At 64.9% G+C, this 24,932-nt stretch carries 24 protein-coding genes; 14 read left to right on the forward strand and 10 right to left on the reverse strand.

Annotated elements, in window-relative coordinates:
* Window positions 1–18: 18 nt before the first annotated feature.
* The 4 genes from dgoD (at window position 19) to ACWPW1_RS01750 (ending at window position 5,401) form a co-directional block, all read left to right on the forward strand.
* Window positions 19–1,167, forward strand: coding sequence for a galactonate dehydratase (dgoD, locus tag ACWPW1_RS01735; RefSeq protein ID WP_017642356.1), 1,149 nt, complete (start codon window positions 19–21; stop codon window positions 1,165–1,167).
* A gap of 252 nt (window positions 1,168–1,419) precedes the next feature.
* The gene (locus ACWPW1_RS01740) at window positions 1,420–2,745 is read left to right on the forward strand and encodes a D-galactonate transporter (RefSeq protein WP_434775520.1); all 1,326 of its coding nucleotides are present in this window, start codon (window positions 1,420–1,422) and stop codon (window positions 2,743–2,745) included.
* A gap of 93 nt (window positions 2,746–2,838) precedes the next feature.
* Window positions 2,839–3,891: an SMP-30/gluconolactonase/LRE family protein gene (locus ACWPW1_RS01745; protein ID WP_434775521.1), complete on the forward strand. Its 1,053-nt coding sequence runs from the start codon at window positions 2,839–2,841 to the stop codon at window positions 3,889–3,891.
* 109 nt (window positions 3,892–4,000) lie between these two features.
* On the forward strand, window positions 4,001–5,401 hold the full coding sequence (locus tag ACWPW1_RS01750) for a sugar porter family MFS transporter (RefSeq protein WP_434775522.1): 1,401 nt from the start codon (window positions 4,001–4,003) through the stop codon (window positions 5,399–5,401).
* Between the two features lie 44 nt (window positions 5,402–5,445).
* Here ACWPW1_RS01750 and ACWPW1_RS01755 read toward each other — a convergent pair whose 3' ends face one another.
* The gene (locus tag ACWPW1_RS01755; protein WP_434775523.1) at window positions 5,446–5,883 is read right to left on the reverse strand and encodes a hypothetical protein; all 438 of its coding nucleotides are present in this window, start codon (window positions 5,881–5,883) and stop codon (window positions 5,446–5,448) included.
* A gap of 232 nt (window positions 5,884–6,115) precedes the next feature.
* Here ACWPW1_RS01755 and ACWPW1_RS01760 point away from each other — a divergent pair, with 232 nt between their 5' ends.
* Entirely contained in the window at window positions 6,116–7,324 is a 1,209-nt protein-coding gene (locus ACWPW1_RS01760; RefSeq protein ID WP_434775524.1) for an aldose 1-epimerase family protein, read from the forward strand.
* Between the two features lie 18 nt (window positions 7,325–7,342).
* Here ACWPW1_RS01760 and ACWPW1_RS01765 read toward each other — a convergent pair whose 3' ends face one another.
* Entirely contained in the window at window positions 7,343–7,744 is a 402-nt protein-coding gene (locus ACWPW1_RS01765; RefSeq protein ID WP_026083995.1) for an acyl-CoA thioesterase, read from the reverse strand.
* A gap of 482 nt (window positions 7,745–8,226) precedes the next feature.
* Here ACWPW1_RS01765 and ACWPW1_RS01770 point away from each other — a divergent pair, with 482 nt between their 5' ends.
* The 5 genes from ACWPW1_RS01770 (at window position 8,227) to gltP (ending at window position 13,970) form a co-directional block, all read left to right on the forward strand.
* Window positions 8,227–9,540, forward strand: coding sequence for an MFS transporter (locus ACWPW1_RS01770; protein WP_059313169.1), 1,314 nt, complete (start codon window positions 8,227–8,229; stop codon window positions 9,538–9,540).
* 167 nt (window positions 9,541–9,707) lie between these two features.
* A complete protein-coding gene (fdhA, locus tag ACWPW1_RS01775; protein WP_059313170.1) occupies window positions 9,708–10,907 on the forward strand; it encodes a formaldehyde dehydrogenase, glutathione-independent in 1,200 nt (399 codons plus the stop codon).
* A gap of 144 nt (window positions 10,908–11,051) precedes the next feature.
* Window positions 11,052–11,414 carry a hypothetical protein gene (locus ACWPW1_RS01780; RefSeq protein WP_434775525.1) on the forward strand — a complete coding sequence of 121 codons (363 nt, stop codon included), beginning with the start codon at window positions 11,052–11,054 and terminating at the stop codon, window positions 11,412–11,414.
* A 64-nt stretch (window positions 11,415–11,478) separates the two neighbouring features.
* Entirely contained in the window at window positions 11,479–12,309 is an 831-nt protein-coding gene (locus tag ACWPW1_RS01785; RefSeq protein WP_059313172.1) for an aldo/keto reductase, read from the forward strand.
* A 311-nt stretch (window positions 12,310–12,620) separates the two neighbouring features.
* Window positions 12,621–13,970 (forward strand): glutamate/aspartate:proton symporter GltP, encoded by a 1,350-nt coding sequence (gene gltP / locus ACWPW1_RS01790; protein WP_434775526.1) that lies wholly within the window; start codon window positions 12,621–12,623, stop codon window positions 13,968–13,970.
* Between the two features lie 51 nt (window positions 13,971–14,021).
* On the opposite strand, the gene ACWPW1_RS01795 is transcribed toward gltP, so the two are convergent.
* A complete protein-coding gene (locus tag ACWPW1_RS01795; protein ID WP_454252297.1) occupies window positions 14,022–14,867 on the reverse strand; it encodes an NAD-dependent epimerase/dehydratase family protein in 846 nt (281 codons plus the stop codon).
* Window positions 14,868–15,018: 151 nt separating this feature from the next.
* Between ACWPW1_RS01795 and ACWPW1_RS01800 the strand changes: the two genes are divergently transcribed.
* The 3 genes from ACWPW1_RS01800 (at window position 15,019) to ACWPW1_RS01810 (ending at window position 19,493) form a co-directional block, all read left to right on the forward strand.
* Window positions 15,019–15,951 carry a LysR substrate-binding domain-containing protein gene (locus tag ACWPW1_RS01800; RefSeq protein WP_454252298.1) on the forward strand — a complete coding sequence of 311 codons (933 nt, stop codon included), beginning with the start codon at window positions 15,019–15,021 and terminating at the stop codon, window positions 15,949–15,951.
* The gene (recG, locus tag ACWPW1_RS01805) at window positions 15,948–18,023 is read left to right on the forward strand and encodes an ATP-dependent DNA helicase RecG (protein ID WP_454252299.1); all 2,076 of its coding nucleotides are present in this window, start codon (window positions 15,948–15,950) and stop codon (window positions 18,021–18,023) included. Before ACWPW1_RS01800 ends, recG begins: the two co-directional genes overlap by 4 nt.
* A gap of 75 nt (window positions 18,024–18,098) precedes the next feature.
* Window positions 18,099–19,493: an aminoacyl-tRNA deacylase and HDOD domain-containing protein gene (locus ACWPW1_RS01810; RefSeq protein WP_434775530.1), complete on the forward strand. Its 1,395-nt coding sequence runs from the start codon at window positions 18,099–18,101 to the stop codon at window positions 19,491–19,493.
* A gap of 97 nt (window positions 19,494–19,590) precedes the next feature.
* On the opposite strand, the gene rpmG is transcribed toward ACWPW1_RS01810, so the two are convergent.
* Window positions 19,591–19,746 (reverse strand): 50S ribosomal protein L33, encoded by a 156-nt coding sequence (gene rpmG, locus ACWPW1_RS01815; protein ID WP_007159904.1) that lies wholly within the window; start codon window positions 19,744–19,746, stop codon window positions 19,591–19,593.
* An 11-nt stretch (window positions 19,747–19,757) separates the two neighbouring features.
* On the reverse strand, window positions 19,758–19,994 hold the full coding sequence (rpmB, locus tag ACWPW1_RS01820) for a 50S ribosomal protein L28 (RefSeq protein WP_007159903.1): 237 nt from the start codon (window positions 19,992–19,994) through the stop codon (window positions 19,758–19,760).
* A gap of 391 nt (window positions 19,995–20,385) precedes the next feature.
* Here rpmB and ACWPW1_RS01825 point away from each other — a divergent pair, with 391 nt between their 5' ends.
* Window positions 20,386–21,963, forward strand: coding sequence for an ABC transporter substrate-binding protein (locus ACWPW1_RS01825; RefSeq protein ID WP_271653619.1), 1,578 nt, complete (start codon window positions 20,386–20,388; stop codon window positions 21,961–21,963).
* Between the two features lie 50 nt (window positions 21,964–22,013).
* On the opposite strand, the gene ACWPW1_RS01830 is transcribed toward ACWPW1_RS01825, so the two are convergent.
* From ACWPW1_RS01830 to ACWPW1_RS01850, 5 genes are read right to left on the reverse strand one after another with little or no spacing between them, the layout of a single operon-like run.
* A complete protein-coding gene (locus tag ACWPW1_RS01830; protein WP_434775531.1) occupies window positions 22,014–22,343 on the reverse strand; it encodes a Na+/H+ antiporter subunit G in 330 nt (109 codons plus the stop codon).
* A 15-nt stretch (window positions 22,344–22,358) separates the two neighbouring features.
* A complete protein-coding gene (locus tag ACWPW1_RS01835) occupies window positions 22,359–22,628 on the reverse strand; it encodes a K+/H+ antiporter subunit F (RefSeq protein WP_059313179.1) in 270 nt (89 codons plus the stop codon).
* Window positions 22,613–23,110 carry a Na+/H+ antiporter subunit E gene (locus ACWPW1_RS01840; RefSeq protein WP_271653621.1) on the reverse strand — a complete coding sequence of 166 codons (498 nt, stop codon included), beginning with the start codon at window positions 23,108–23,110 and terminating at the stop codon, window positions 22,613–22,615. Before ACWPW1_RS01840 ends, ACWPW1_RS01835 begins: the two co-directional genes overlap by 16 nt.
* Entirely contained in the window at window positions 23,107–24,606 is a 1,500-nt protein-coding gene (locus ACWPW1_RS01845; RefSeq protein WP_454252300.1) for a monovalent cation/H+ antiporter subunit D, read from the reverse strand. The genes ACWPW1_RS01840 and ACWPW1_RS01845 overlap by 4 nt, the downstream gene beginning before the upstream one ends.
* A complete protein-coding gene (locus ACWPW1_RS01850) occupies window positions 24,603–24,932 on the reverse strand; it encodes a Na+/H+ antiporter subunit C (RefSeq protein WP_058791729.1) in 330 nt (109 codons plus the stop codon). Before ACWPW1_RS01850 ends, ACWPW1_RS01845 begins: the two co-directional genes overlap by 4 nt.

Here is a 24,932-nt window from a genome sequence, read left to right on the forward strand (position 1 = left end):
TGTCGAGATTTCCACACCATGAAGATCACCAAACTCACCACCTACGTCGTCCCGCCGCGCTGGTGCTTTCTCAAGATCGAGACCGACGAGGGCATCCACGGCTGGGGCGAACCCGTGCTGGAAGGGCGCGCCCATAGCGTGGCGGCGGCGGTCGAGGAACTGGCCGACTACCTGATCGGCAAGGACCCGCGCAACATCGAGGACCACTGGACGGTGCTCTACCGTGGCGGCTTCTATCGCGGCGGCGGCATTCACATGAGCGCCCTGGCCGGCATCGACCAGGCCCTGTGGGACATCAAGGGCAAGGCCCTGGGCGTACCGGTGCACGAGCTGCTCGGCGGCCAGGTACGCGACAGCATTCGCGTCTATTCCTGGATCGGCGGCGACCGCCCGGCGGAGACCGCGGCCCAGGCCCTGGAGCGCCAGGCCAAGGGCTTCACCGCGATCAAGATGAACGCCAGCGAAGAGATGCAGTTCGTCGACACCTACGACAAGGTCGACCAGGTGATCGCCAACGTCGCCGCCATCCGCGATGCCTGTGGTCCGCACTTCGGCATCGGCGTGGATTTCCATGGCCGGGTGCACAAGCCCATGGCCAAGGTGCTGGTCAAGGAACTGGAGCAGTTCCGCCTGATGTTCATCGAGGAGCCGGTGCTCAGCGAGCACCATGAAGCGCTCAAGGAAATCGCCCTGATGAGCAACACGCCCATCGCCCTGGGCGAGCGGCTGTACTCGCGCTGGGACTTCAAGCGCATCCTCCAGGAAGGCTACGTCGACATCCTGCAGCCCGATCCGTCCCACGCTGGCGGCATCACCGAGACGCGCAAGATCGCCAACATGGCCGAGGCCTATGATGTGGCCATCGCCCTGCATTGCCCGCTCGGCCCGATCGCGCTGGCGGTCAACCTGCAGCTGGACGCCAACTGCTACAACGCCTTCATTCAGGAGCAGAGCCTGGGCATCCACTACAACCAGGGCAACGACCTGCTGGACTACATCAAGAATCCCGAGGTGTTCGACTACGCGGATGGCCACGTGAAGATTCCTCAGGGGCCAGGGCTGGGCGTCGAGGTCAACGAGGAATTCGTCAAGGAACAAGCCGCCATTGGCCATCGCTGGCGCAACCCGATCTGGCGGCACAAGGACGGCAGTTTCGCCGAGTGGTGATTAGCGCCCTCACCCCAACCCTCACCCGAGCGGAGAGGGGGCAAAAGCGGAAGAACCGGCTTCGACCTCTGCACTGACCATCCCCTCTCCCTCTAGGAGAGGGGAAAAGTAGCAACCGGAGCGCTGATCTCGACCTCCGCACCGACCATGCCCTCTCCCCCTTGGGAGAGGGCCAGGGTGAGGGCCGCGCCAGCGCCCTGACCCCCAGACATCGACAACGCTCGCCACAACGTCAATTACAGGACCCGAGCCATGCCCACTCCCACCCAGGCCTCTCCGGCGACGGCTGCAGCCGCCCCGCACCTGGCCAAGCCCAGCCGGGCACGCTTCTTCATCATGACGCTGCTGTTCGTCACCGTGGTGATCAACTACCTCGACCGCAGCAATCTTTCCATCGCCGCCCCGCACCTGGCCCAGGATCTGGGCATCGAACCGGTGCACATGGGGCTGATCCTCTCGGCCTTCGGCTGGACCTACGCCGCCATGCAGATCCCTGGCGGCTGGCTGGTGGACAAGGTCGCTCCGCGTATTCTCTATCCCGTGGCGATCGCGCTCTGGTCGCTGGCCACCATCGGCCTGGGCTTCGTCGGCAGCTTCATCGGCCTGATCATCCTGCGCCTCGCCGTGGGCGCCCTGGAGGCACCGGCCTATCCGATCAACAACCGGGTGGTCACCACCTGGTTTCCCGAGCGTGAGCGGGCCACCGCCATTGGCTTCTACACCTCCGGCCAGTTCGTCGGCCTGGCCTTTCTCACCCCGGTGCTGATCTACCTGCAGCAGACCTTTGGCTGGCACATGGTCTTTGTCGTCACCGGCGGCGTCGGCCTCCTTTGGGCGGTCATCTGGTACGGGATCTATCGCGAGCCCAAGGATTTCCGCGGCGCCAACGCCGCCGAGGTCGCGCTGATCCAGGAGGGTGGCGGCCTGGTCGATCTGGAGCAGAAGAATCGCAGCCGCGCCGCCTTCCAGTGGCGTGACCTCTGGAGCGTGCTCAACAAGCGCAAGCTCTGGGGCATCTACATCGGGCAGTTCTGCCTCAACTCTACTCTCTGGTTCTTCCTCACCTGGTTCCCCACCTACCTGGTGAAATATCGCGGCATGGACTTCATCAAGGCCGGCTTTCTCGCCTCGCTGCCGTTCCTGGCTGCCTTCCTCGGCGTGATCTGCTCGGGCCTGCTGTCGGACTGGCTGGTCCGCCGCGGCGCCTCCGTGGGCCTTGCGCGCAAGCTGCCGATCATTGGCGGCCTGCTGATCTCCACCAGCATCGTCGGCGCCAACTTCGTCGATTCGCCGGCGCTGATCATCGCCTGCCTGGCACTGGCCTTCTTTGGCAACGGCCTGGCCTCCATCACCTGGTCGATGGTCTCGGCCATGGCGCCGGAGCGGTTGATCGGCCTCACCGGCGGGATGTTCAACTTCATCGGCAATCTCTCGGCCATCTGCGTGCCCATCGTCATCGGCTTCCTGGTCAAGGACGGCAGCTTCGCCCCGGCTATCGCCTTCATCGGCGTGACCGCACTGGTCGGTGCGCTCTGCTATGGCCTGGTAGTGGGCAAGGTGGAACGTCTGCCCGAATAAGGGCGCCTAAGGAAGCGCTGCGTGCCTGTCCTGGCACGCGGTGCTCTGCCACCGGCCTTGCCGAACCTATAACGACAACAAAGGAATTCACTCATGCCTCTCGCCCGTCGTACCTTTCTCGGCGTGTCCCTGGCCGCCTCGGCCGGCCTGGTCGCCAGTCGCGCCCTGGCCGACGACAAGTTCGGCCTTACCCGCAACTGGGAAGGCAAGCCGCCCATCGTCATGCCCGATCCCGCCTGGGAGATCCACGACCAGGCCTTCAAGGGCCGCCTGGGCAACGCCTTCGTCGAGCGCCTCTGGTCCGGTGGTCTGTGGACCGAAGGGCCGGTGTGGATGGCCGACTGGCGCTGCCTGCTGTTCAGCGACATCCCCAATGCCCGGGTGATGCGCTGGAGCGCCGATGACGGCCACGTCAGCGTCTATGATGACCAGTCCCACAACGCCAATGGCCACACCCGTGACCGCGAGGGCCGGCTGATCAGTTGCGAGCACGACAGCCGGCGCGTCACCCGCCGCGAGTTGAACGGCAGCGTCACGGTGCTGCTCGACCGCTTCGACGGCAAACCATTGAACGCTCCCAATGACGTGGTGGTCGGTGCCGATGGCGCCATCTGGTTCACCGATCCGGGCTACGGCATCCTCGGTGCCTACGAGGGCCATAAGGCTGAGTTCGAGCTGCCTACCAACGTCTATCGCATCGATCCCCAGGGCAGGGCCACGGTGGCGGCGGGCGACTTCGGCCGGCCCAACGGCCTGGCCTTCGCGCCTGACGGCAAGCGGCTCTACATCAGCGACACCGCTGGCGGCGGCAATCCCGGCAAGCCTAACCACCTGCGCGCCTTCACGCTGAAGGATGACGGCACCCTGGGCGGCGGCGAGGTGCTGATCGATGCCAAGGACCAGGGCGTGATCGACGGCTTCCGCGTCGACAGCGACGGCAACCTCTGGTGCAGCTGGGCCGGCTCGGCCGAGCAGAACAGCGTGCGGGTCTTCAATCCGAGCGGCCAGCCGCTGGCCACCCTGCACCTGCCGGAAACCGTGTCCAACGTCGAATTCGGCGGACCCAAGAGCAATCGCCTATTCATCACTGGCGGTGGTTCGCTCTATGCCACCTATGTGAACGCCCAGCCCGCGCGGCTCTGGTAAGGGCCTCTTACCGGCCGAACCAAGGGTCGTTAGACAGGTCTGTAACAATCGGATACGGAACGACCCGCGACAACAAGATCGCCCACAAGGCGAGCGAGGAGCCTCTGCCATGAGCAACACCACAACCAACGCCGACGGTCACATCACCGAAAAGGCCCAGCCTAAGGCGATCTTCGCCTGTCTGATGGCCGCCCTGGCCGGTCTGATGTTCGGCCTCGACATCGGTGTCATTTCCGGCGCCACCAAATTCATCCAGCAGGAATTCCAGATCTCCGATCAGATGATCGAGTGGATCGTCTCTAGCATGATGGCCGGCGCTGCCCTGGGTGCCCTGGGCGCAGGCTCGCTGTCGGCCAAGCTGGGCCGCAAGAAGTCGCTGATGCTGGGCGCCGTGCTGTTTGTCGTGGGCTCGGTGCTCTGTGGCCTGGCCACCTCGCCGACCATGCTGATCTTTGCCCGCTTCCTGCTCGGCCTGGCCATCGGTATCGCCTCCTTTACCGCGCCGCTGTACCTGGCCGAGGTCGCTCCGGAAAACATCCGCGGCTCGATGATCTCGCTGTACCAGCTGATGATCACCGCTGGCATCCTGCTCGCCTTCCTGTCCAACACCGCCTTCAGCTACTACGAGGCCTGGCGCTGGATGCTCGGCATCATCGCCATTCCCGGCGTACTGTTCCTGATCGGCGTCTTCGCGCTGCCCGACAGTCCGCGCTGGCTGATCATGGCGGGTCGCCGCGAGGAAGCCATCAAGGTCCTGCACAAGCTGCGCGGTGACGAAAAGGTCATCCAGCAGGAAGTCGCTGAAATCGAAGAGCAGCTCAAGGTGCCGCAGAAGGGCTGGTCGCTGTTCAAGGAAAACGCCAACTTCCGCCGCTCGGTGGGCCTGGGCGTGCTCCTGCAGGTGGTGCAGCAGTTCACCGGCATGAACGTGGTCATGTACTACGCGCCGCGCATCTTCGAAGGCATGGGCTACGATACCGCCGCCCAGATGTGGTTTACCGCCGCGGTCGGCCTGACCAACGTGCTGGCCACCTTCATCGCCATTTTCCTGGTCGACAAATGGGGCCGCAAACCCATTCTCTACACCGGTTTCGTGGTCATGGCCGTGGGCCTGGGCGTGGTCGGCAGCATGCTGGGCGCTGGCAACCTGAGCCATGGCCAGCAGACCTTTACCGTGGTCATGTTGCTGATCTTCATCGTCGGCTTCGCCATGTCGGCCGGTCCGCTGATCTGGACCCTGTGCTCGGAAGTGCAGCCGCTCAAGGGCCGCGACTTCGGCATTGGCTGCTCCACCTTCACCAACTGGATCGCCAACATGATCGTCGGCGCCACCTTCCTGACCATGCTGGGCACCCTGGGGCAGGGCACCACCTTCTGGATCTATGCCGGTCTGAACGTGGTGTTCATCTTCCTGGTGTTCCTGCTGGTGCCGGAAACCAAGGGCGTCACCCTGGAGCGCATCGAACGCAATCTGATGCAGGGCAAGCGCCTGCGTGACCTCGGCCAGTAGCCTCTAGCGCAAAAGAAAACGCCCGGCACTGCCGGGCGTTTTTATTAGCGGTGCCAATGCTTGTGTCTGTGCTTGGCGTGCTTCCAGCCCTTGCCGGGATGGTCGCGATAGCGACGGTCGTCGCGACCGCTGTCGCCCAGGTTATTACCCAGGGCACTGCCAGCACCGCCACCCAGGGCCGCGCCGACCAGGCCACCGGTGCTGCCACCGACCCGATTGCCGATCACGCTACCGCCCGCAGCGCCCAGGCCACCGCCGATGGCGGCCTCAGTACGATTGCGACGGTCCGCGCCCAGTACACCACCTGCTGCACCACCCACGCCGGCACCGATGGCCGCACCGGTACTGCCGCCGACCTGTTGGCCGACCAGCGTACCGAGCACACCACCCACGGCGCCGCCGAGTCCAGCTTCGGTATTGCCCGCATAGGCCGGGGCAACGCCTGCCAGGGCAAGCAACAAGAACAGGGCTGAAGGTTTCATGGAGTCCACTCCGTGGTAGAGACGAGTCGATCCTCGGCAAAAATCGCTGCCCTGGCAAGTACCGAACAGGTGTTTGAATGGTAAAGGTTGTCTTTACCCATTCCTTTGATTTCGCTGAACAAACCTATACAGGGTAAGCCGGTCTCAGCCCCTTGGCCGGCGCGGAAGCAGGGTCTGCAACCCGGCAAACGGTGGTCTAGACTCAAGTCGACCGCGATGCCTAGGGCACTCCATGATCCACGCTCGTCTGTTGTCCGGCTGTCTCCTGTTCCTTGCAAGTGCCAGTGCCTCGGCCTGGGAATACACCCTTATTGCCCCCGACAAGCCGGTGCAGAACTGGAGCATCAGCAGTGATCGCCTGGGCCTGCGCGATGGGCTGGCCTTTGCGGTTGGCGTGCATCACCTGAGTGGCGGTCGCCAGGAGGGCTCGGTGCTGATCGAGATCGATACCGGCGCCCTGCAGCTCACCGTGGTGGCTACCCGCGGCATGAATGTCCTGCGTGCCCAGGCCGGCACTCTGCGGCTGGGCTGGGATTCACCGGTGCGCGAGGTGGTCAATCCGGCTTTCGTCAACCTGGAGAACCGCAATGGACTCGGCTGGCTGGAGGGCTTCAACGAACTGGTGGCCCGCGCCGGCTTCGAGTGGGTCGGCCATCCGGGGATGGACAAGGGGCAACTCCTGACCTTGCACGGACGGGCCAGCTACTTGCCGGCCAGCCAGGTGGTACTGACCATCGACGAACAGCCGCCGCACCGCATCAGCCTCAAGGGGGTGCTGCACGAAGAGGCCTTCAAGCAGGCCAACTTTCGCATCGACACCGAGCTGGTCACCCATGCCGGGGCTACCGGCTTCACCCTGCATGACCGCCTGACCAATCAAGGGGCGCACGCCGCCGAGTACCAGGCGCTCTATCACAGCAATTTCGGTCCGCCGCTGCTCGGCGAGGGCTCAGGATTCGCCGCCCCGGTGCGCGAAGTGTCACCCTTCGATGCGCGGGCACGGCAGGAGCTCGGCGAGTGGCAGACCTATCGCGCGCCCACGCCGGGCTATGGCGAGACGGTCTACAACCTCTATCCCTGGGGCGACGATCAGGGGCGTAGCCTGGCGGTGCTGCACGATCGCAGTGCTCATCAGGGGGTGGCGCTGGCATTCAACGTGCGGGAACTACCGGTCTTTACCCTGTGGAAGAACACCGATGCCAAGGCCCAGGGCTATGTCACCGGGCTGGAGCCGGGTACCAGCTTTTCCTACAATCGGGGCCAGCAGCGGGCGCTGGGGCTGGTGCCGCGCATCAAGGCGGGCGGCACACGCGATTTCACCCTCGAATACCGCTTGCTGGCCACCGCTGCCGAGGTCCGGCAGGCACTGGAGCAGGTCGAGGGTATCCAGCACGGGCGGCCGACCCAGGTGCGCGAGACGCCCCTCGCCCAGGATCCGTAGCGGTCCGGCAAGCGGCCTCTAGCGCCGCGCCGGCAACGGGCGGGTGCGGCCGCTGCCGTCGATGGCGACAAAGACGAACACCGCCTCGGTCACCTTGCTCCACTCGCTGGACAGCGGATCGTCGCTCCAGACCTCGATGAGGATCTGGATGGAGCTGCGGCCGACTTCCAGGGTGTTGGTATAGAAGGAGAGCTGTGCGCCCACGGGCACCGGGGTCATGAAGGCCATGCGGTCGATGGCCACCGTGGCGACGCGTCCGGCGGCCAGGCGACTGGCCATGGCGCTGCCGGCCAGGTCCATCTGGGCCACCAGCCAGCCGCCGTAGATGTCGCCAAACCCGTTGGTTTCACGGGGCAGGGCAGTGATCTGCATGGCCAGGTCGCCCTGGGGGATGGGATCTTCTTGTTCGAGCTCTTCGATCATGACAGGGCCCTCGGGAGCCCGGATAGGTAGGTAACGTTCAGCATCCGCATGCAAGAATGCTGCCAATCTCTTTGATGAGATCGTTAGGGGGCTACAGTATAACGCTTGGGGCAGAGCGCCTCGACCGCTTTCGCACCAGAAAGGCATAGCCATGGCTCGTCAGATAGCCGCTGAATACAGCCTGAATGAATAGCGGAAATTCCTTGCAGATTTGCTATCGTGGGCACCGTGCGTGGCCAGGCAATCCAGAGGGTCGCGTACGTCCGATGATCAGGTAATGATCGGTAGACCTGCTGCCGCCGTGCTCCACAAGAGCGCAGGTGGCGCGGTGCAGGTCCGGCGCCCATCCGGCGATCCGCCCGATCCCTACCAGCCGCCCCAAGGCGGAGGGTCACTCGGGGCCGCGTCTTGTCCGCTACACCCGGAAGGATGCCAGAGGCCGAATTTCCTTTGCGCTCCTCTCTTGTCCGGGATCATCGATGAAACTGCAATCCGCCTCCGCGCCGCTCACGTCGCGCCCTCTGGGCCGCAACGATTACAAGACCCTCTCGCTGTCCGCCCTGGGTGGCGCGCTGGAGTTCTACGACTTCGTCATCTTCGTCTTCTTCGCCGCGGTGGTGGGGAAGCTGTTCTTTCCCGTCGACATGCCCGACTGGCTGCGGCAGATGCAGACCTTCGGCATCTTCGCCGCGGGCTATCTGGCGCGCCCGCTGGGCGGCATCATCATGGCCCACTTCGGCGACCTGCTCGGGCGCAAGAAGATGTTCACCCTGAGCATCTTCATGATGGCGCTGCCCACCCTGGGCATGGGCCTGATGCCTACCTACGCCCAGATCGGCGTGGCCGCGCCCATCCTGCTGCTGGTGCTGCGCATCATCCAAGGGGCGGCCATCGGCGGCGAGGTGCCTGGCGCCTGGGTGTTCGTCTCCGAGCACGTCCCCGGCAAGCACGTCGGCTATGCCTGCGGCACCCTGACCGCCGGCCTCACCTTCGGCATCCTGCTCGGGTCGCTGATGGCGACCCTGATCAATACCGTCTTCACCCCGGTGGAAGTGGCTGACTACGCCTGGCGCTTCCCCTTCATCATCGGCGGTGTCTTTGGCCTGTTCTCGGTCTACCTGCGCCGCTGGCTGCACGAGACGCCGGTGTTCGCCGAACTGGCGATCCACAAGTCGCTGGCCGAGGAAGTACCGCTCAAGGCGGTGCTGCGCGACCATCGCAGCAGTGTGATCCTGTCCATGCTGCTGACCTGGATGCTCACCGCCGGCATCGTGGTGGTCATCCTCATGACCCCGACCCTGCTGCAGACCCAGTACGGTTTCTCCGCCGCCCTGGCGCTCAAGGCCAACAGCCTGGCCATCGTCTTCCTGACCCTGGGCTGCATCCTCTCCGGCGCCCTGTCCGATCGCTTCGGCAGCGGCCCGGTGTTCATCGTCGGCGGCCTGATCCTGGCGGTGGCCAGCTGGGCGCTCTATGCCGGTCTGAAGGTCCATCCGGAGTGGCTGTTCCCGCTCTATGCGCTGGCCGGCGCAGCGGTCGGTGTCATCGGCGGCGTGCCGCGGGTGATGGTGCTGGCCTTCCCGCCCAAGGTGCGCTTCTCGGGCCTGTCCTTCTCCTACAACGTCGCCTACGCCATCTTTGGCGGCCTGACGCCCATGGTCGTCACCCTGATGCTCAAGGAGCATCCGCTGGGTCCGGCCTGGTACGTCATGGGGCTGGCACTGCTGGGGGTAGGCATCGGTTTCTACCTGCTCAGCCGCGAGCGCCGCGCCGCCGCGCTCGCGCCCGCCTGACCCCGGCCGTTCACGCCGTCCGCACCGGCGGCGTGAACGGGTTCGCCAAGACGACCCGGCAGGGCGACCTCGGCATGGTCAAAAACGCCATCCCCACAGACGCCGCGCTTCGCGAGGACTAGGCTCGAACCCCTAGAGCCAGTCCAACAACAACAGCGAGGTGCAACATGTCCGGTAATCGTGGCGTCGTCTATCTGGGCGCGGGCAAGGTCGAGGTGCAGACCATCCCCTATCCGAAGATGGAAACCCCGCAGGGCAAGCGTATCGACCACGGCGTGATCCTGCGCGTGGTATCCACCAACATCTGTGGTTCCGACCAGCACATGGTGCGCGGCCGGACCACCGCACCCGAAGGCTTGGTGCTCGGCCACGAGATCACCGGCGAAGTCATCGAAGCGGGCCGTGACGTCGAAACCCTCAAGGTCGGCGACCTGGTCTCGGTGCCCTTCAACGTCGCGTGCGGCCGCTGCCGCACCTGTAAGGAGCAGGACACCGGGGTCTGCCTGACCGTCAACCCGTCGCGCGCCGGTGGTGCCTACGGCTACGTCGACATGGGCGGCTGGGTCGGTGGCCAGGCCGAATACGTGCTGGTCCCCTACGCCGACTTCAACCTGCTCAGATTGCCGAATCGCGATGCGGCCATGGAAAAGATCCGTGACCTCACCTGTCTGTCCGATATCCTGCCTACCGGCTACCACGGCGCCGTCACCGCCGGCGTCGGCCCGGGCACCAGCGTCTATGTCGCCGGTGCCGGCCCCGTGGGGCTGGCGGCTGCCGCCTCGGCCCGCCTGCTAGGCGCCGCGGTGGTCATCGTCGGCGACGTCAACCCGGTGCGCCTGGCCCACGCTAAGGCCCAGGGCTTCGAAATCGCCGACCTGTCCCAGGACACCCCGCTGCACGAGCAGATCGCCGCGTTGCTGGGCACGCCGGAAGTGGATTGCGCCGTCGATGCCGTCGGCTTCGAGGCCCGTGGCCATGGGCACGAAGGCGCCAAGAGCGAGGCCCCGGCCACGGTGCTGAACTCGCTGATGGGCGTCGTGCGCGTAGCCGGCAAGATCGGCATCCCCGGCCTGTACGTGACCGACGATCCGGGTGCGGTAGATTCCGCGGCCAAGGAGGGTGCCCTGAGCATCCGCTTCGGTCTGGGCTGGGCCAAGTCCCACAGCTTCCATACCGGCCAGACTCCGGTGATGAAGTACAACCGCCAGCTGATGCAGGCGATCATGTGGGATCGCATTAAGATTGCCGACATCGTTGGCGTGCAGGTGATCACCCTGGACGAGGCACCCCGCGGCTATAGCGAATTCGATTCGGGCGTACCGAAGAAATTCGTCATCGATCCGCACAAGCTGTTCAGCGCGGCCTGATCATTGCGCTAAGGGTTTTGTCCGGGAATGCTGGCCATTTGGCATTCCTGGGCAAACCCTGCAGTCGTTTGCCACACCAAAGGGTCTACCCTCGCAGCGTCCGATTCGGGCGCTGTTTTTTTTGGTGCTACAGACGAGGCCAGCATGACCCCGAATGTCCTTTCGACCCTTCGCCGTATCGTTCCCGCGCTGCTCGTGGCGTCCTTGCTGCTGCTCGGCAGTACCGCCGCTCGTGCCGAGGGCGGCGTGTCCTTTCGCTTCGCCGAAGAGGGACAAGGCTGGCTGCTGCGCGGCCCGGTCGATGTCCTCAAGTGGCCCTTCGTTTACGACCGCAGTCGTGAACGCATGCACAACACCCTCGTCCGTCTCTCCGGCGATACCCAGGTACGAGTGATCGAGACCCGTTCCTTCCAACGCTGGAAGCGCATCGAGCTGCAACAGGATGGCCGTACCCTGCTGGGCTGGGTGGAAAGCTACAGCGTACCCGAGGCCATGCGCCTCGACTGATCGGGAGCAAAAGGCCACCGGCGCCAGTCACACCTCTGACACCATCCATTCCAGAGGAGCGACCATGTCCGCGATCACCCGTCTTCAGCTCAACGACGGTCACCATATTCCGCAATTCGGCCTGGGGGTCTGGCAGACCCCGGCCGACGAGACCGCCCAGGTGGTCAAGACGGCCCTCGACCTGGGCTATCGGCACATCGATACCGCGGCCATCTACGGCAACGAAGAAGGCGTCGGCCAGGCCATCGCCCAGGCTGGTCTGCCGCGCGATGAGCTGTTCATCACCACCAAGCTGTGGAATGCCGACCAGGGCTACGACAGCGCCCTGCGTGCCTTCGACACCAGCCTGGCCAAGCTGGGGCTGGAACATGTCGACCTCTACCTGATCCACTGGCCGCTGCCGGAAAAGGGCCTGTTCCTCGACAGCTGGAAGGCCTTGATCGAATTGCGCAACCAGGGCCGGGTGAAGTCCATCGGCGTGTCCAACTTCCGTCAGGCCGACATCGAGACCCTGCTGACCGAGACCGGTGTGGTGCCGGTGGTCAACCAGATCGAGTGCCATCCGCTGCTGCAACAGCAGGAGCTGCGCGACTTCAACACCTACAAGGGCATCGCCACCGAAGCCTGGAGTCCGTTGGCCCAGGGCGGCGAGCTGCTGGGCAGCCCGATCCTGCAACAGCTGGCCGCCAAGCACGGCAAGACACCGGCCCAGGTGGTGCTGCGTTGGCACATCCAGCTCGGCAACATCATCTTCCCCAAATCCAAGACGCCCAAGCGCATCGAAGAGAACATGCAGATCTTCGACTTCGCCCTGGACGATGAGGACCTACGGCAGATCGCCGGGCTGAATCAGGACAAGCGTCTGGGTCCGGATCCTTCTACCTTCAACGGCTGATCCCCAGGAGGCGCCGCGATGAGCGGCGCCTCTGTATGCCTGGCGTGCAAGGCGCCAGTGCCTGTATGCTGCGCGGCCCTTTCGGGACACCTCATGCCGGAACGGCATAGGGCAGGCGACAGCGGCATTAGACATACCCCGTTACCCTCTGGCAAAAGTGTGACGCCTTGGTGCTCCTCGTCCTTTTCGAGCACCGTTTCCGCAGCCTGAACGCACCCTCTACGTTGGCGTTGCATGCGCTTTGCGCATCACGACCCGGCACGGTGACGTTCGTCCCGAACTCCATCCAAATAGAACAAAGGTGTCGGTACATGACCAAGCCCAAGCTCAGCCTCGCGTGGCAGATCCTTATCGGCCTCGTGCTGGGGATCGCCGTCGGCGCACTGCTCAATCACTTCAGCGCCGAGAAGGCCTGGTGGATCTCGAACGTTCTCAAGCCGGCCGGCGACATCTTCATCCGGCTGATCAAGATGATCGTGGTGCCCATCGTTATCGCCACCCTGGTGGTTGGCATCGCCGGCGTCGGCGACTCCAAAAAGCTCGGTCGTATCGGCCTCAAGACCATCCTCTACTTCGAGATCGTCACCACCCTGGCCATCATCGTCGGCCTGTTCTTCGCCGACAGCGTGCAACCCGGTGCCGGCATCGACATGAGCACCCTGGGCACCACCGACATCTCCCAGTACCAGAAGACCACCGCGGAAGTGCAGCATGACCACGCCTTCATCGCGACCATCCTCAACCTGATCCCGTCCAACGTCTTCGCCGCCGTCGCCCGCGGCGAGATGCTGCCGATCATCTTCTTCGCCGTGATGTTCGGTCTGGGCCTGGGCGCTCTGCCGGAAGCCACCCGCGAGCCGGTGGTACGCGTCTTCCAGGGCATTTCCGAAGCCATGTTCAAGGTCACCCACATGATCATGAACTACGCCCCCATCGGCGTCTTCGCCCTGATCGCGGTGACCGTGGCTAACTTCGGCTTCGCCTCCCTGCTGCCGCTGGCCAAGCTGGTGGTGCTGGTCTACGTGGCCATCGGCTTCTTCGCCCTCGGCGTGCTGGGCCTGGTGGCCAAGCTGTTCGGCTTCTCGATCTTCCGCATCATCCGCATCCTCAAGGACGAGCTGATCCTGGCCTATTCCACCGCCAGCTCGGAAACCGTGCTGCCGCGCATCATCGAGAAGATGGAGGCCTATGGCGCGCCCAAGGCCATCACCAGCTTCGTGGTACCCACCGGCTACTCCTTCAACCTCGACGGTTCCACGCTCTACCAGAGCATCGCGGCGCTGTTTATCGCCCAGCTTTATGGCATCGACCTGTCGCTGAGCCAGCAGCTGCTGCTGGTGCTGACCCTGATGGTCACCTCCAAGGGTATTGCCGGCGTGCCGGGTGTCTCCTTCGTGGTGCTGCTGGCCACCTTGGGCAGTGTCGGCATTCCGCTGGAAGGCCTGGCCTTCATCGCCGGCGTGGACCGCATCATGGACATGGCGCGCACTGCCCTGAACGTGATCGGTAACGCCCTGGCCGCCCTGGTCATCGCCAAGTGGGAAGGCCTCTACGACGCCGAGAAGGGCGCCGCCTACTGGGCCGCCCTGCCGCACCTGAAGAGCACCGCCAAGGTCGAGGAGCGTCCCCAGGCCACCCGCGGCGAAGCCCTGCGTGACTGAGTGGATCGTTAGTTGAATCCAGAGCCCGGCCCTGTGCCGGGCTCTGTCGTTTCAGCGGTCGAGAATGGCCGCATAGCCTTCGCGATAGCTAGGGTAGCGGGGCGTCCAGCCCAACGCCCGGGCGCGGGCATTGCGGCATCTCTTGCTGCCGGCACGGCGCAGCTGAGCGTCGTCCGACCAGGTGGTGATGCCCAGGCGGGCGCGTAGCCAGTCGACCACCTCGTCCAGCGGCGCCGGATCGTCGTCCACGCCCAGGTAGAGATCGTCCAGGGCGACGCCTTCGCGATCACGCTGCAACAGCAGCGCCAGCAGGCCGGCGGCGTCCTCGACATGGATGCGATTGCCATACAGCGGCGGCTCGCGGGTTACCCGGGAGCCCTCGCGGACCTGACGCAGCAGCGCTTCGCGTCCCGGGCCATAGATGCCCGTCAAGCGCACCACGCTGGCAGGGATGCCGCTGCCGAGCGCGACCTCTTCCGCCTCGCGCAGGAGGCGTCCGGAAAAACGCTCGGGTTCGGCGGGGGCGGTCTCGTCGATCCAGGCGCCGTCCTGTTGGGCGTAGACCCCGCTACTGGAGACGAACAGCAGGCGCCGTGGGCGTTGGCCGCAGACGGCCAGCCAGCCCAGGAGGTGACGCAGGCCATCGACATAGGCGGCGCGGTAGCCGGCTTCGTCATGATGGGTCGCGGCGGTGGCATAGACCACCTGATCCAGGGGCTCGCGGGGCCAGTCCGCGGGTGGCTGGACCTCGGCCAGGTCGCCAGCCACGGGCAGCAGGGTGGCGGGCAGGACGGCGACATTGCGCCTGAGACCGAAGACGCGGTGACCCTGGGCCACCAGTTGCAGGCCAAGGCGGCTGCCGACATCGCCACAACCGGCGATTAGGATGGTGCTCATTGGTGTTTCCTTCTGCAAAGGCCTGGACAGACGGCCAGGGTAGCCTGAGCGTGGGCGAGGTCCAACCGGATAGACCGGGCACCTGCCGGTCGTGGGTGGCCGTCGATAGAGACAGCCGCTAAGATTGACCGGCAACCCATGGAATTTGACTATGACCCTGACTGAACTGCGCTATATCGTCACGCTCGCCCAGGAACAGCACTTTGGCCGAGCCGCCGAGCGTTGCCACGTCAGCCAGCCGACGCTGTCGGTCGGCGTCAAGAAGCTCGAGGACGAGCTGGGCATTCTGATCTTCGAGCGCAGCAAGAGTGCCGTGCGCCTCACCCCCACCGGTGAGGGCATCGTCGCCCAGGCGCAAAAGGTGCTGGAGCAGGCGCAGGGCATCCGCGAACTGGCCCAGGCCGGCAAGAACCAGCTCACGGCGCCGCTGAAGATCGGCGCCATCTATACCATCGGGCCCTATCTCTTTCCGCATCTCATTCCGCAACTTAACCGGGTGGCGCCGGAGATGCCGTTGTACATCGAGGAAAACTTCACTCATATACTGCGCGACAAGCTGCGCACCGGTGAACTGGACGCCGTCATCCTCGCCCTGCCGTTCAACGAGCCGGACGTCCTGACCCTGCCGCTGTACGACGAGCCCTTCTACGTGATGATGCCGGCGCGGCACCCTTGGACCAAGCTCAAGGCCATCCCGCAGAACCAGCTCAGCGACAAGAGCCTGCTGCTGTTGGGTGAGGGTCACTGCTTCCGCGACCAGGTCCTCGAAGCCTGTCCGACGGTGCGCAAGCACGAGGAAAACAAGAATTCCACGGTGGAATCCTCGTCCCTGGAAACCATCCGCCACATGGTGGCCTCGGGTCTGGGCGTCTCGGTACTGCCGTTCTCGGCGGTGGAAAGTCACCACTATGCGCCTGGGATCATCGAGGTGCGGCCCTTCGAGCGGCCGGTACCCTATCGCACCGTGGCCATCGCATGGCGTGCCAGTTTCCCACGGCCCAAGGCCATCGAGGTGCTGGCCGATTCGGTGCGGTTGTGCTCCGTGGCCCGCCCCGAAGCCAAGGGCGTCGTGCAGCCCGCATGAGTGAACTGGCCACGACGCCGGTCACCGCGCTCAAGGGGGTAGGCGCGGCCCTACAGGAAAAGCTCGCGCGGGTGGGCCTGGAAACCCTGCAGGACGTGCTCTTCCACCTGCCGCTGCGCTATCAGGACCGTACCCGTATCGTGCCCATCGGCGCCCTGCGGCCCGGCCAGGACGCCGTGGTGGAGGGTATGGTCGCCTCCGCTGAAGTGCTCATGGGGCGGCGGCGCAGCCTGCTGGTGCGCCTGCAGGACGGCAGCGGTACGCTCTCGCTGAGATTCTTCCACTTCAGCCAGGCGCAAAAGGATGGCATGGCCCGCGGCACCCTGCTGCGCTGCTATGGCGAGGTGCGTCCCGGTGCCTCCGGCCTTGAGATCTACCATCCCGAATACCGCGCCCAGGACGAAAGCGCGCCCGCCCCGGTCGAGCAGACGCTGACGCCCATCTACCCGACCACCGAAGGCCTGACCCAGCTGCGCCTGCGCCAGCTTAGCGCCCAGGCCCTGGAGCGGCTGGGGCCCGAGTCCCTGCCGGACTGGCTGCCGCCGGAGATGGCCGAGCACTATCGCCTGGGCCCGCTGGCCGATGCCTTGCGCTATCTGCACCGGCCGCCGCCGGATGCGGATCTGGAAGAACTGGCCGAGGGCCGTCACTGGGCCCAGGAGCGGCTGGTCTTCGAGGAATTGCTGACCCATCAGCTGTCATTGCAACAACTGCGCGAAACCCTGCGCGCCCAGCGTGCGGTGCCCCTGCCAGCCGCCCGCCGGCTGCCGCAGCTGTATCTGGATAACCTTGGCTTCAAACCTACCGGTGCCCAGCAGCGCGTCGGGCGCGAGATCGCCTACGACCTGGCCCAGGCCGAACCCATGCTGCGGCTGGTGCAGGGCGATGTGGGCGCGGGCAAGACGGTAGTGGCGGCCTTGGCCGCCTTGCAGGCCATCGAGGCCGGCTATCAGGTGGCCCTGATGGCGCCCACCGAAATCCTCGCCGAGCAGCACTTCCTCAACTTCCAGCGCTGGTTTGCCGCGCTGGACATCGAGGTGGCCTGGCTGGCCGGCAAGCTCAAGGGCAAGGCCCGCGCCAGCTCGCTGGAACGCATCGCCGCCGGTGCACCCATGGTGGTGGGCACCCATGCGCTGTTCCAGGAGGAGGTGCGCTTCGCTCGGCTGGCGCTGGTGGTGATCGACGAGCAGCACCGCTTCGGCGTGCAGCAGCGTCTGGCGCTACGCCAGAAGGGTGTCGATGGCCGCCTGGCGCCGCACCAGCTGATCATGACCGCCACGCCTATCCCGCGGACCCTGGCCATGAGCGCCTATGCCGATCTGGATACCTCGGTGCTCGACGAATTGCCACCCGGGCGGACGCCGGTCAACACCGTGAGCGTGACCGACAGCCGCCGCGAGGAAGTGGTGGAGCGGGTCCGCGCCGCCTGCCATGAAGGGCGCCAGGCCTACTGGGTCTGCACCCTGATCGAAGAATCCGAGGAGCTCACCTGCCAGGCGGCCGAGACCACCTACGAGGAATTGCAGTTGGCGCTGGCCGAACTGCACGTGGGGCTGATCCATGGGCGCATGAAGCCGGCGGAAAAGGCCGCGGTGATGGCCGAGTTCAAGGCCGGCAATCTGCAGCTGCTGGTGGCTACTACGGTGATCGAGGTGGGGGTGGACGTGCCCAACGCAAGCCTGATGATCATCGAGAATCCCGAGCGCCTCGGCCTGGCCCAACTGCATCAGCTGCGTGGCCGGGTCGGGCGGGGCAGTGCGGTCAGCCATTGCGTGCTGCTGTTCCATCCGCCGCTGTCGCAGATCGGTCGTGAACGCCTGGCCATCATGCGCGAGACCAACGACGGCTTCATCATCGCCGAGAAGGACCTGGAATTGCGTGGCCCTGGCGAGATGCTCGGCACCCGCCAGACCGGCCTGTTGCAATTCAAGGTGGCCGATCTGATGCGCGATGCTCACTGGCTGCCGGCGGTACGCGATGCGGCCCAGGAACTGCTCGTGCGCTGGCCGAGTCATGCCGGTCCTCTGCTGGAGCGCTGGCTGCGCCATGGACAGCAATACGGGCAGGTTTGACAAAGCTTATACAGACGACGCTACCTACGGAGCCGAATGGTTATACTCCAGGGCGTACGTGAGGATAAAGATGCCATGACCGATGTTGCGCTCGCTTCGCCCCTTCCCGAAGTCCCCTCTTCGATCCAGCAACTGCTCGCCCAGTTGAGCCTGGCTTATCGGCCGGTGTCGGCGACGGCGCGTCAGCCGCAGGCGAACCGGGTGCACACGGTGCTGCTCAGCGACAGCGTCGGCATGTTGCTGGTGCTTCTGCCTGAGGATCAGCTGCTGGATCTGCGCCGGTTGGTGGAGTTCACTGGCCGCCAACTGACGGTGGTGGCACCGGATCGGCTGGCGCGCACCCTGGAGCGTTATGAGCTGGATGTCCTGCCAGGGCTGCCGTCACTGACCAATTCCCCCTGCCTCTATGACGAGCGCCTGCTGGAGGTGCCGCGCCTGCTGCTGGAGTCTGGCGAGCGCTCGTTGCTGCTCGAAGTGGAAACAGCTGAGTATCGCCGTCTCCTGAGCCAGGCGACCGCGGGCAGCTTCGGCATTCCGGCTGCCGGCATCCAGCCGAACCTGCGCCAGCCGGAGCGCGACCAGGCGGAAATCCTCCATGCGGCCACCGCCTTTACCGCGCGGCGTATCCGCCAGCGCCTGGACGAGACCCTGGAAATCCCACCGCTGTCCAAGACCGCGGAAAAGGTCATCAAGCTGCGGGTCGATCCCGATGCCACGGTGGACGACCTGGCCAACGTGGTGGAGACCGATCCGGCCTTGGCCGCCCAGGTGATCAGCTGGGCCGCGTCGCCCTACTATGCCGCGCCTGGCAAGATCCGCTCGGTGGAAGACGCCATCGTACGGGTGCTGGGCTTCGATCTGGTGATCAACTTGGCCCTTGGTCTGGCCTTGGGCAAGACCTTGAGCCTGCCCAGCGACCAGGCTGAGCAGGAAACTCCCTACTGGAAAAAGGCCATTTACACTGCCGCTCTGATCGAGGGCCTGGCGCGCGCCATGCCCCGGGCCGAGCGACCGGAAATGGGCTTGGCCTATCTGGGCGGGCTGCTGCACAACTTCGGCTACCTGGTGCTGGCCCACGTCTTTCCGCCGCACTTCACGCTGATCTGCCGCCATCTGGAGGCCAACCGCCAGCTGGATCACCAGGTGATCGAGCATCACCTGCTGGGCATCACCCGCGAGCAGATCGGCGCCGCCCTGATGCGCTGCTGGGAGATGCCCGAAGAGGTGGTCACCGCGCTGCGCTTCCAGGGTGATCCCGAGTATCGCGGCGAGCAGGCGGTCTATCCCAATCTGATCTTTCTCGCGGTGCAGCTGTTGCGCGGCGAGGGCATCGGCAACGGCCCTGCTCAGCCCATTCCCGACGATCTCTATACGCGGCTGAACATAGATCCGACCAAGGCGCGAGAGTGCATGCAGAAGATCCTGGGTGCCGAAGCCGCCCTGCGTGAGCTGACCGGCCAGTTCAAATGACCGTCTGACTGGCGTCCGGCGCTCCCGGCGCCGGAGCCGCAAACGCCAGACAACAAAAAACCCGCCGAGGCGGGTTTCTTGTTCAAGGGGCGATCAATTACTTGATCTTGCCTTCCTTGTACATGACATGCTTGCGCACGACCGGATCGAATTTCTTGATTTCGATCTTTTCGGGCTTGGTGCGCTTGTTCTTGTCAGTGGTGTAGAAGTGACCGGTACCGGCACTGGAAATCAAACGGATCAATTCACGCATGACGAATCCCCTTAGAATTTTTCGCCGCGGCTACGCAGCTCGGACAGGACGGTTTCGATACCGCGCTTGTCGATGATACGCATGCCCTTGGCAGAAACGCGCAGACGCACGAAGCGCTTCTCGGATTCTACCCAGAAACGGTGATGCTGCAGGTTCGGCAGGAAACGACGACGGGTTTTGTTGTTAGCGTGGGAAACGTTGTTCCCAGTAATCGGACCCTTACCGGTTACTTGGCAAACTCTCGACATGGCTCAGCCCTCATAAACCTCATGCCAAACCCGGCATGGGTTGGCCGCTTGTAACTGTATTGATTCCTGTTTTGACGGGGAAAGCCGGCAAATGCCGGGGACCTGAAGCGGCCATACCCCGAAAAAAGAGCGCTGTTTTATACCAGAAGCACTCTGGGATAACAAGGTGGGGCGACGGATGAAATGCCTGCAAACCCCGCACTGTGTGGGCCTGGACGGAATGTCAACCGTTCGTCGGTCAGAAGCATTGTGACAGACGGACGGGTGGTCTAGTTTAGAACGAACGAGACAAACCATCTACGCCCGCCAGACGACCGCCCGCAGCGCTCCTTTGGCCGCTGTCAGCCAGGCGCTCACCGTCTGCCCACCTCGGATCTACAAGGAATCTTCCATGCGTTTCGCCGCCTTGCCTCTGCTCTTCGCGCCCCTGCTGGCTCAGGCCGCCACGCTCAGCGTCTGCACCGAAGCTAGTCCGGATGGATTCGACGTGGTGCAATACAACTCCCTGACCACCACCAACGCCTCGGCCGATGTGCTGATGAATCGGCTGGTGGAGTACGACGCTGGCGAAGGCAAGCTGGTACCGAGCCTGGCGCAAAGCTGGACGGTGTCCAACGACGGCCTGACCTACGACTTCGCCCTGCGCCCGGACGTGAAGTTTCACCACACCGACTACTTCACCCCCAGCCGCACCCTGACGGCCGATGACGTGGTATTCAGCTTCCAGCGCATGCTGGACAAGGATCACCCCTGGCATGCGGTGGCCAAGAGCGGTTACCCCCATGCCCAGTCAATGCAGTGGCCCAAGCTGATCAAGAGCGTGGAAAAGACCAGCGATCTCGGCGTGCGCATCGTGCTCAACAGCCCGGACGCCACCTTCCTGCCGACCCTGAGCATGGGCTTCGCCTCCATCTACTCCGCCGAATACGCCGACCAGTTGCTCAAGGCCGGCAAGACCGCTCAGCTCAACGACGAGCCCATCGGTACCGGGCCCTTCGTCTTCAAGCGTTACCAGAAGGATGCGGTGGTGCGCTATGCCGCCAATCCGGACTATTTCGCCGGCAAGCCCAAGCTGGATGGCCTGATTTACGCCATCACCCCGGACTCGGCGGTGCGCCTGCAGCGGCTCAAGCGTGGCGAGTGCCAGGTCGCCCTGTCGCCCAAGCCTCAGGATCTGCAGAGCGCTCGGGAAGACAAGAGCCTGCAAGTGCTGCAGACGCCGGCCTTCATGACCGCCTTCGTCGGCATCAACACCACCCATCCGCCGCTGGACAACATCAAGGTGCGCCAGGCCATCAACCTGGCCTTCGACAAGCAGAGCTATCTCAAGGCGGTGTTCCAGGACACCGCGGTGGCCGCCGACAACATCTATCCGCCCACCACCTGGGGCTACGCCAAGGATGTGCCGGCCTACCCCTATGATCCGGCCAAGGCCAAGGCCCTGCTGGCCCAGGCGGGCGTCAAGGATGGCTTCAAGACCACCATCTGGACGCGGCCCAGCGGCAGCCTGCTCAATCCCAATCCGCAACTGGGCGCCCAGATGCTGCAGGCCGACCTGAAGAAGATCGGTGTCGATGCCCAGATCCAGGTGATCGAGTGGGGCGAGCTGATCCGCCGCGCCAAGACCGGCGAGCACGATCTGCTGTTCATGGGCTGGGCCGGGGACAACGGTGATCCGGACAACTACCTGACGCCGCAATTCTCCTGCGCCTCGGTGCAATCGGGGCTGAATTTCGCGCGCTATTGCGACAAGACCCTGGATGGCGCTATCAGCAAGGGCAAGACCCTGGCCGACCAGATGGCGCGGGCCACGGTGTACCACCAGGCGCAGCGCATCATCCACGACCAGGCGCTGTGGCTACCGTTGGCCCATCCGACGGTGACGGTACTGGCCAAGACCACTGTCGAGGGCTATCAGCCCAATCCCTTCGGTCGCCAGGACTTCAGCAAGGTCAGCGGCGGTCGCTAGGACCGCCAGCAGCTCGCCAGCCCCGCGCTGGCGAGTTGTCGAATCCTGGTTCAGCGCCACGGCTGGCCGTCGGTGCGCTGCACCTGCTTGACCTTCTGTTGGATGGCGGCGCGCGCCAGCATGTGGGCGCTGACTGGCGCGGTAATGAAGATGAACAGGGCGATCAGCAGTTCGTGCAGGCTCAGGCCATCGCCCTGGACGCTGAAGAACAGCATGGAGGCGATGATGGTGCTGCCCACGCCCAGGGTGGTGGCCTTGGTCGGGCCATGCAGGCGCATGAAGAAGTCCGGCAGCCGGTACAGGCCAACGGCGCCGATGAGGGCGAAGCTGCTGCCGATGAGCAGCAGGACGCAGATCAGGAGTTCGAGCCAGAAGGGCATGGGGTAGCTCCTACGTCAGTCGATGATTTCGCCATGGAGCATATGCTTGCCCAGCGCCACGGTGCCGACGAAGCCGGTCACGGCAATGAGCAGCGCCGCTTCGAAGAAGACGTCGGTGGCCAGCCAGATCCCGAACAGGATGATGATCGCCAGGACGTTGATATAGAGCGTATCCAGCGCCAGTACCCGATCAGGCATGTCGGGGCCCTTGACCAGCCGATAGACGTTGAGCACGGCGGCTATGCCCATCATCCCCAGGCACAGCAGGGTCACGTAGGTGAGCATTCGAAGATCTCCTTGAGCGGGGCTTCATAGCGGGTCTTGACCTGGAGGATCATCGCTTCCTTGTCCTCGACGTCCAGCCCGTGCAGCAGCAGGGTCTTGCGATCGCCGCTGAGGCCAGAGGACACGGTGCCGGGGGTAAGGGAAACCACGCAGGCGAGCAGGGTGAGGAGGAATTCGTCCTCGATGTCGATGGGCACCTCGATGAAGGCCGGCCGGAGGGCCTCGGGGCGGCCCAGCACCAGGCGGGCGACGTGCAGGTTGGCGACGACGATGTCGTACATCACCATCAGCATGTAGCGCAGCAGCAGGCCAGGACGCCGCAGGCGCGGGGCGGTGAGCAGGAAGTCCCGGCAGAGCAGCGGGATCCCCCAGCCGAACAGCAGACCCAGCAGCAACTGGCCCAGGCTCAGGCTGTTGTTGAGCAGCAGCCAGGCCAGGGTCAGCAGCCCGGTGAGCAGTGGGTGCGGTAGCCAGCGCTTCATGGGCCAACCCCCCGGACGATGTCGAAGTAGGCGGAGACATCCAGCAGTTGCCGGGCGGTCTCCAGGGCGTAGCCATGCAGCGGAGCCGCCGCAGCCATCAGCAGGGGGCTGCCCAGCAGCAGGCCGAGGGTCGCGGCGAGCTGGATGCGATCAAGGCGCACCTCCAGGGCCACGTTGTTGGCGCGCCAGAACAGCGTCGTGCCGGCGCGGGACAGGGCGATGATCATGCCCAGCCCACCCAGCAGCACTACCGGCCAGATGATCAGCGCCGGCCAGGCGGTACCGGTGGCCTGCAGGAGCATCACCTTGCCGAGAAAGCCGGGGAAGGGCGGCAGTCCGGCGACGGAGACCGCGCCGAGAAAGAACAGCCCGCCCAATAGACGCGGATGACGCAGCTCGGGCCCGCTTTTGAGGATGTCGCCCTGGAGGCCGCGCTGCTGGGCGATGAGGTCGGCCAGCAGGAACAGGGCACCGGCGATCCAGGTGCTGTGCACCAGGTAGAAGAAGGCAGCGGCCAGGCCCGCGACGCTGCCCAGGGCGACGCCGGTAAGTAGCATGCCGACCGAGATGACCACCAGGTAGCCGAGCAGCGCCTTGAGGTGGTGGGCGGCCAGGGCGCCGAATACCCCGGCGGCCAGAGTGACCGCCGCCAGCGGCCAGAGCCAGGGCAGCACATAGTGCGCAAGCGGGCCGGCCGCGGCGCCGAACACCAGCAGGAAGACGCGGACGATGGCGTAGAGCCCGACCTTGGTCATGATGGCGAACAGCGCGGCGACTGGCGCGCTGGCCGCGGAATAGGCGCTGGGCAGCCAGAAGTACAGCGGCAGGATGGCGCCCTTGAGGCCAAAGACCACAAGCAGCAGGAAGCCCGCAGCAGCCAACAGGGGCGCGCGCTCGGGGTCGGCGCTAGCTACCTTCAGGCCCAGGTCGGCCATGTTCAGGGTGCCGAGCAGGCCGTAGAGCAGGCCGATGCCGATCAGGAACAGCGCCGAGCCCACCAGGTTGAGCACCACGTAGTGCAGACCGGCGCGTATCCGGTCCGGTCCGGCGCCGTGCACCAGCAGGGCATAGGAGGCGATCAGCAGGATCTCGAAGAAGACGAAGAGATTGAACAGGTCGCCAGTGAGGAAGGCGCCGTTGATGCCCAGCAGCTGAAACTGGAACAGCGCATGGAAGTCCGGGCCGCGAGCATCGTCGCCGCGGCAGGCGTAGAGCACCGCGCCAGCGGCCAGCACCGCCACGGTGAGCAGCATCAGCGCGGCCAGGCGATCCAGCAGCAGGACGATGCCGAAGGGCGCCGCCCAGTCGCCCAGGGCGTAGACCTCCAGCTGACCGCCACTGGCCCGCCGCAGGAGCAGCACCGCCAGCGGCAGCAGGGTCCAGGTGGCGAGCAGCGATAGCCCGCGCGAGGCCCTGGCGGATAGCCGTGGGCGCATCAGCAGGAAGCCGCCGGTAAACAGGGGGACGAGGATGGGCAGGATGATCAGGTGGTTCATCGGCGCGGCTCCTCGCCATCCACATGGTCGGTGCGCAATTCGCCCAGGGCGCGCAGCGACAGGGCCACCACGAAGGCGGTCATGGCAAAGCCGATGACGATGGCGGTGAGCACCAGCGCCTGGGGCACCGGATCGGCATGCTCGGCAGCCTTGCCGATCACCGCCGGCACGCCGGTGCGCAACCGACCCATGGCGAACAGGAAGAGATTGACCGCGTAGGAGAGCAGGGTGAGACCCAGCACCACCGGATAGAGGCGTGCTCTGAGCAGCAGGTAGACGCCGGTGGCGACGAGGACCCCGAGGGTCGTGCAGAACAGGATCTCCAT

The organism is Pseudomonas sp. Marseille-Q7302 (assembly GCF_965111925.1).

What these genes read in the sequence shown, in the direction of transcription:
- ACWPW1_RS01745 (WP_434775521.1), top strand. Translation starts at nt 2,839, where the DNA reads ATGCCTCTCGCCCGTCGTACCTTTCTCGGCGTGTCCCTGGCCGCCTCG.
- ACWPW1_RS01780 (WP_434775525.1), top strand. Translation starts at nt 11,052, where the DNA reads ATGACCCCGAATGTCCTTTCGACCCTTCGCCGTATCGTTCCCGCGCTG.
- ACWPW1_RS01845 (WP_454252300.1), bottom strand. Translation starts at nt 24,606, where the DNA reads ATGAACCACCTGATCATCCTGCCCATCCTCGTCCCCCTGTTTACCGGC.
- rpmG (WP_007159904.1), bottom strand. Translation starts at nt 19,746, where the DNA reads ATGCGTGAATTGATCCGTTTGATTTCCAGTGCCGGTACCGGTCACTTC.
- ACWPW1_RS01825 (WP_271653619.1), top strand. Translation starts at nt 20,386, where the DNA reads ATGCGTTTCGCCGCCTTGCCTCTGCTCTTCGCGCCCCTGCTGGCTCAG.
- ACWPW1_RS01835 (WP_059313179.1), bottom strand. Translation starts at nt 22,628, where the DNA reads ATGCTCACCTACGTGACCCTGCTGTGCCTGGGGATGATGGGCATAGCC.
- ACWPW1_RS01810 (WP_434775530.1), top strand. Translation starts at nt 18,099, where the DNA reads ATGACCGATGTTGCGCTCGCTTCGCCCCTTCCCGAAGTCCCCTCTTCG.
- ACWPW1_RS01840 (WP_271653621.1), bottom strand. Translation starts at nt 23,110, where the DNA reads ATGAAGCGCTGGCTACCGCACCCACTGCTCACCGGGCTGCTGACCCTG.
- fdhA (WP_059313170.1), top strand. Translation starts at nt 9,708, where the DNA reads ATGTCCGGTAATCGTGGCGTCGTCTATCTGGGCGCGGGCAAGGTCGAG.
- ACWPW1_RS01755 (WP_434775523.1), bottom strand. Translation starts at nt 5,883, where the DNA reads ATGAAACCTTCAGCCCTGTTCTTGTTGCTTGCCCTGGCAGGCGTTGCC.
- ACWPW1_RS01770 (WP_059313169.1), top strand. Translation starts at nt 8,227, where the DNA reads ATGAAACTGCAATCCGCCTCCGCGCCGCTCACGTCGCGCCCTCTGGGC.
- ACWPW1_RS01740 (WP_434775520.1), top strand. Translation starts at nt 1,420, where the DNA reads ATGCCCACTCCCACCCAGGCCTCTCCGGCGACGGCTGCAGCCGCCCCG.
- ACWPW1_RS01785 (WP_059313172.1), top strand. Translation starts at nt 11,479, where the DNA reads ATGTCCGCGATCACCCGTCTTCAGCTCAACGACGGTCACCATATTCCG.
- ACWPW1_RS01830 (WP_434775531.1), bottom strand. Translation starts at nt 22,343, where the DNA reads ATGCCCTTCTGGCTCGAACTCCTGATCTGCGTCCTGCTGCTCATCGGC.
- rpmB (WP_007159903.1), bottom strand. Translation starts at nt 19,994, where the DNA reads ATGTCGAGAGTTTGCCAAGTAACCGGTAAGGGTCCGATTACTGGGAAC.
- recG (WP_454252299.1), top strand. Translation starts at nt 15,948, where the DNA reads ATGAGTGAACTGGCCACGACGCCGGTCACCGCGCTCAAGGGGGTAGGC.
- ACWPW1_RS01795 (WP_454252297.1), bottom strand. Translation starts at nt 14,867, where the DNA reads ATGAGCACCATCCTAATCGCCGGTTGTGGCGATGTCGGCAGCCGCCTT.
- ACWPW1_RS01760 (WP_434775524.1), top strand. Translation starts at nt 6,116, where the DNA reads ATGATCCACGCTCGTCTGTTGTCCGGCTGTCTCCTGTTCCTTGCAAGT.
- ACWPW1_RS01750 (WP_434775522.1), top strand. Translation starts at nt 4,001, where the DNA reads ATGAGCAACACCACAACCAACGCCGACGGTCACATCACCGAAAAGGCC.
- gltP (WP_434775526.1), top strand. Translation starts at nt 12,621, where the DNA reads ATGACCAAGCCCAAGCTCAGCCTCGCGTGGCAGATCCTTATCGGCCTC.
- dgoD (WP_017642356.1), top strand. Translation starts at nt 19, where the DNA reads ATGAAGATCACCAAACTCACCACCTACGTCGTCCCGCCGCGCTGGTGC.
- ACWPW1_RS01850 (WP_058791729.1), bottom strand. Translation starts at nt 24,932, where the DNA reads ATGGAGATCCTGTTCTGCACGACCCTCGGGGTCCTCGTCGCCACCGGC.
- ACWPW1_RS01800 (WP_454252298.1), top strand. Translation starts at nt 15,019, where the DNA reads ATGACCCTGACTGAACTGCGCTATATCGTCACGCTCGCCCAGGAACAG.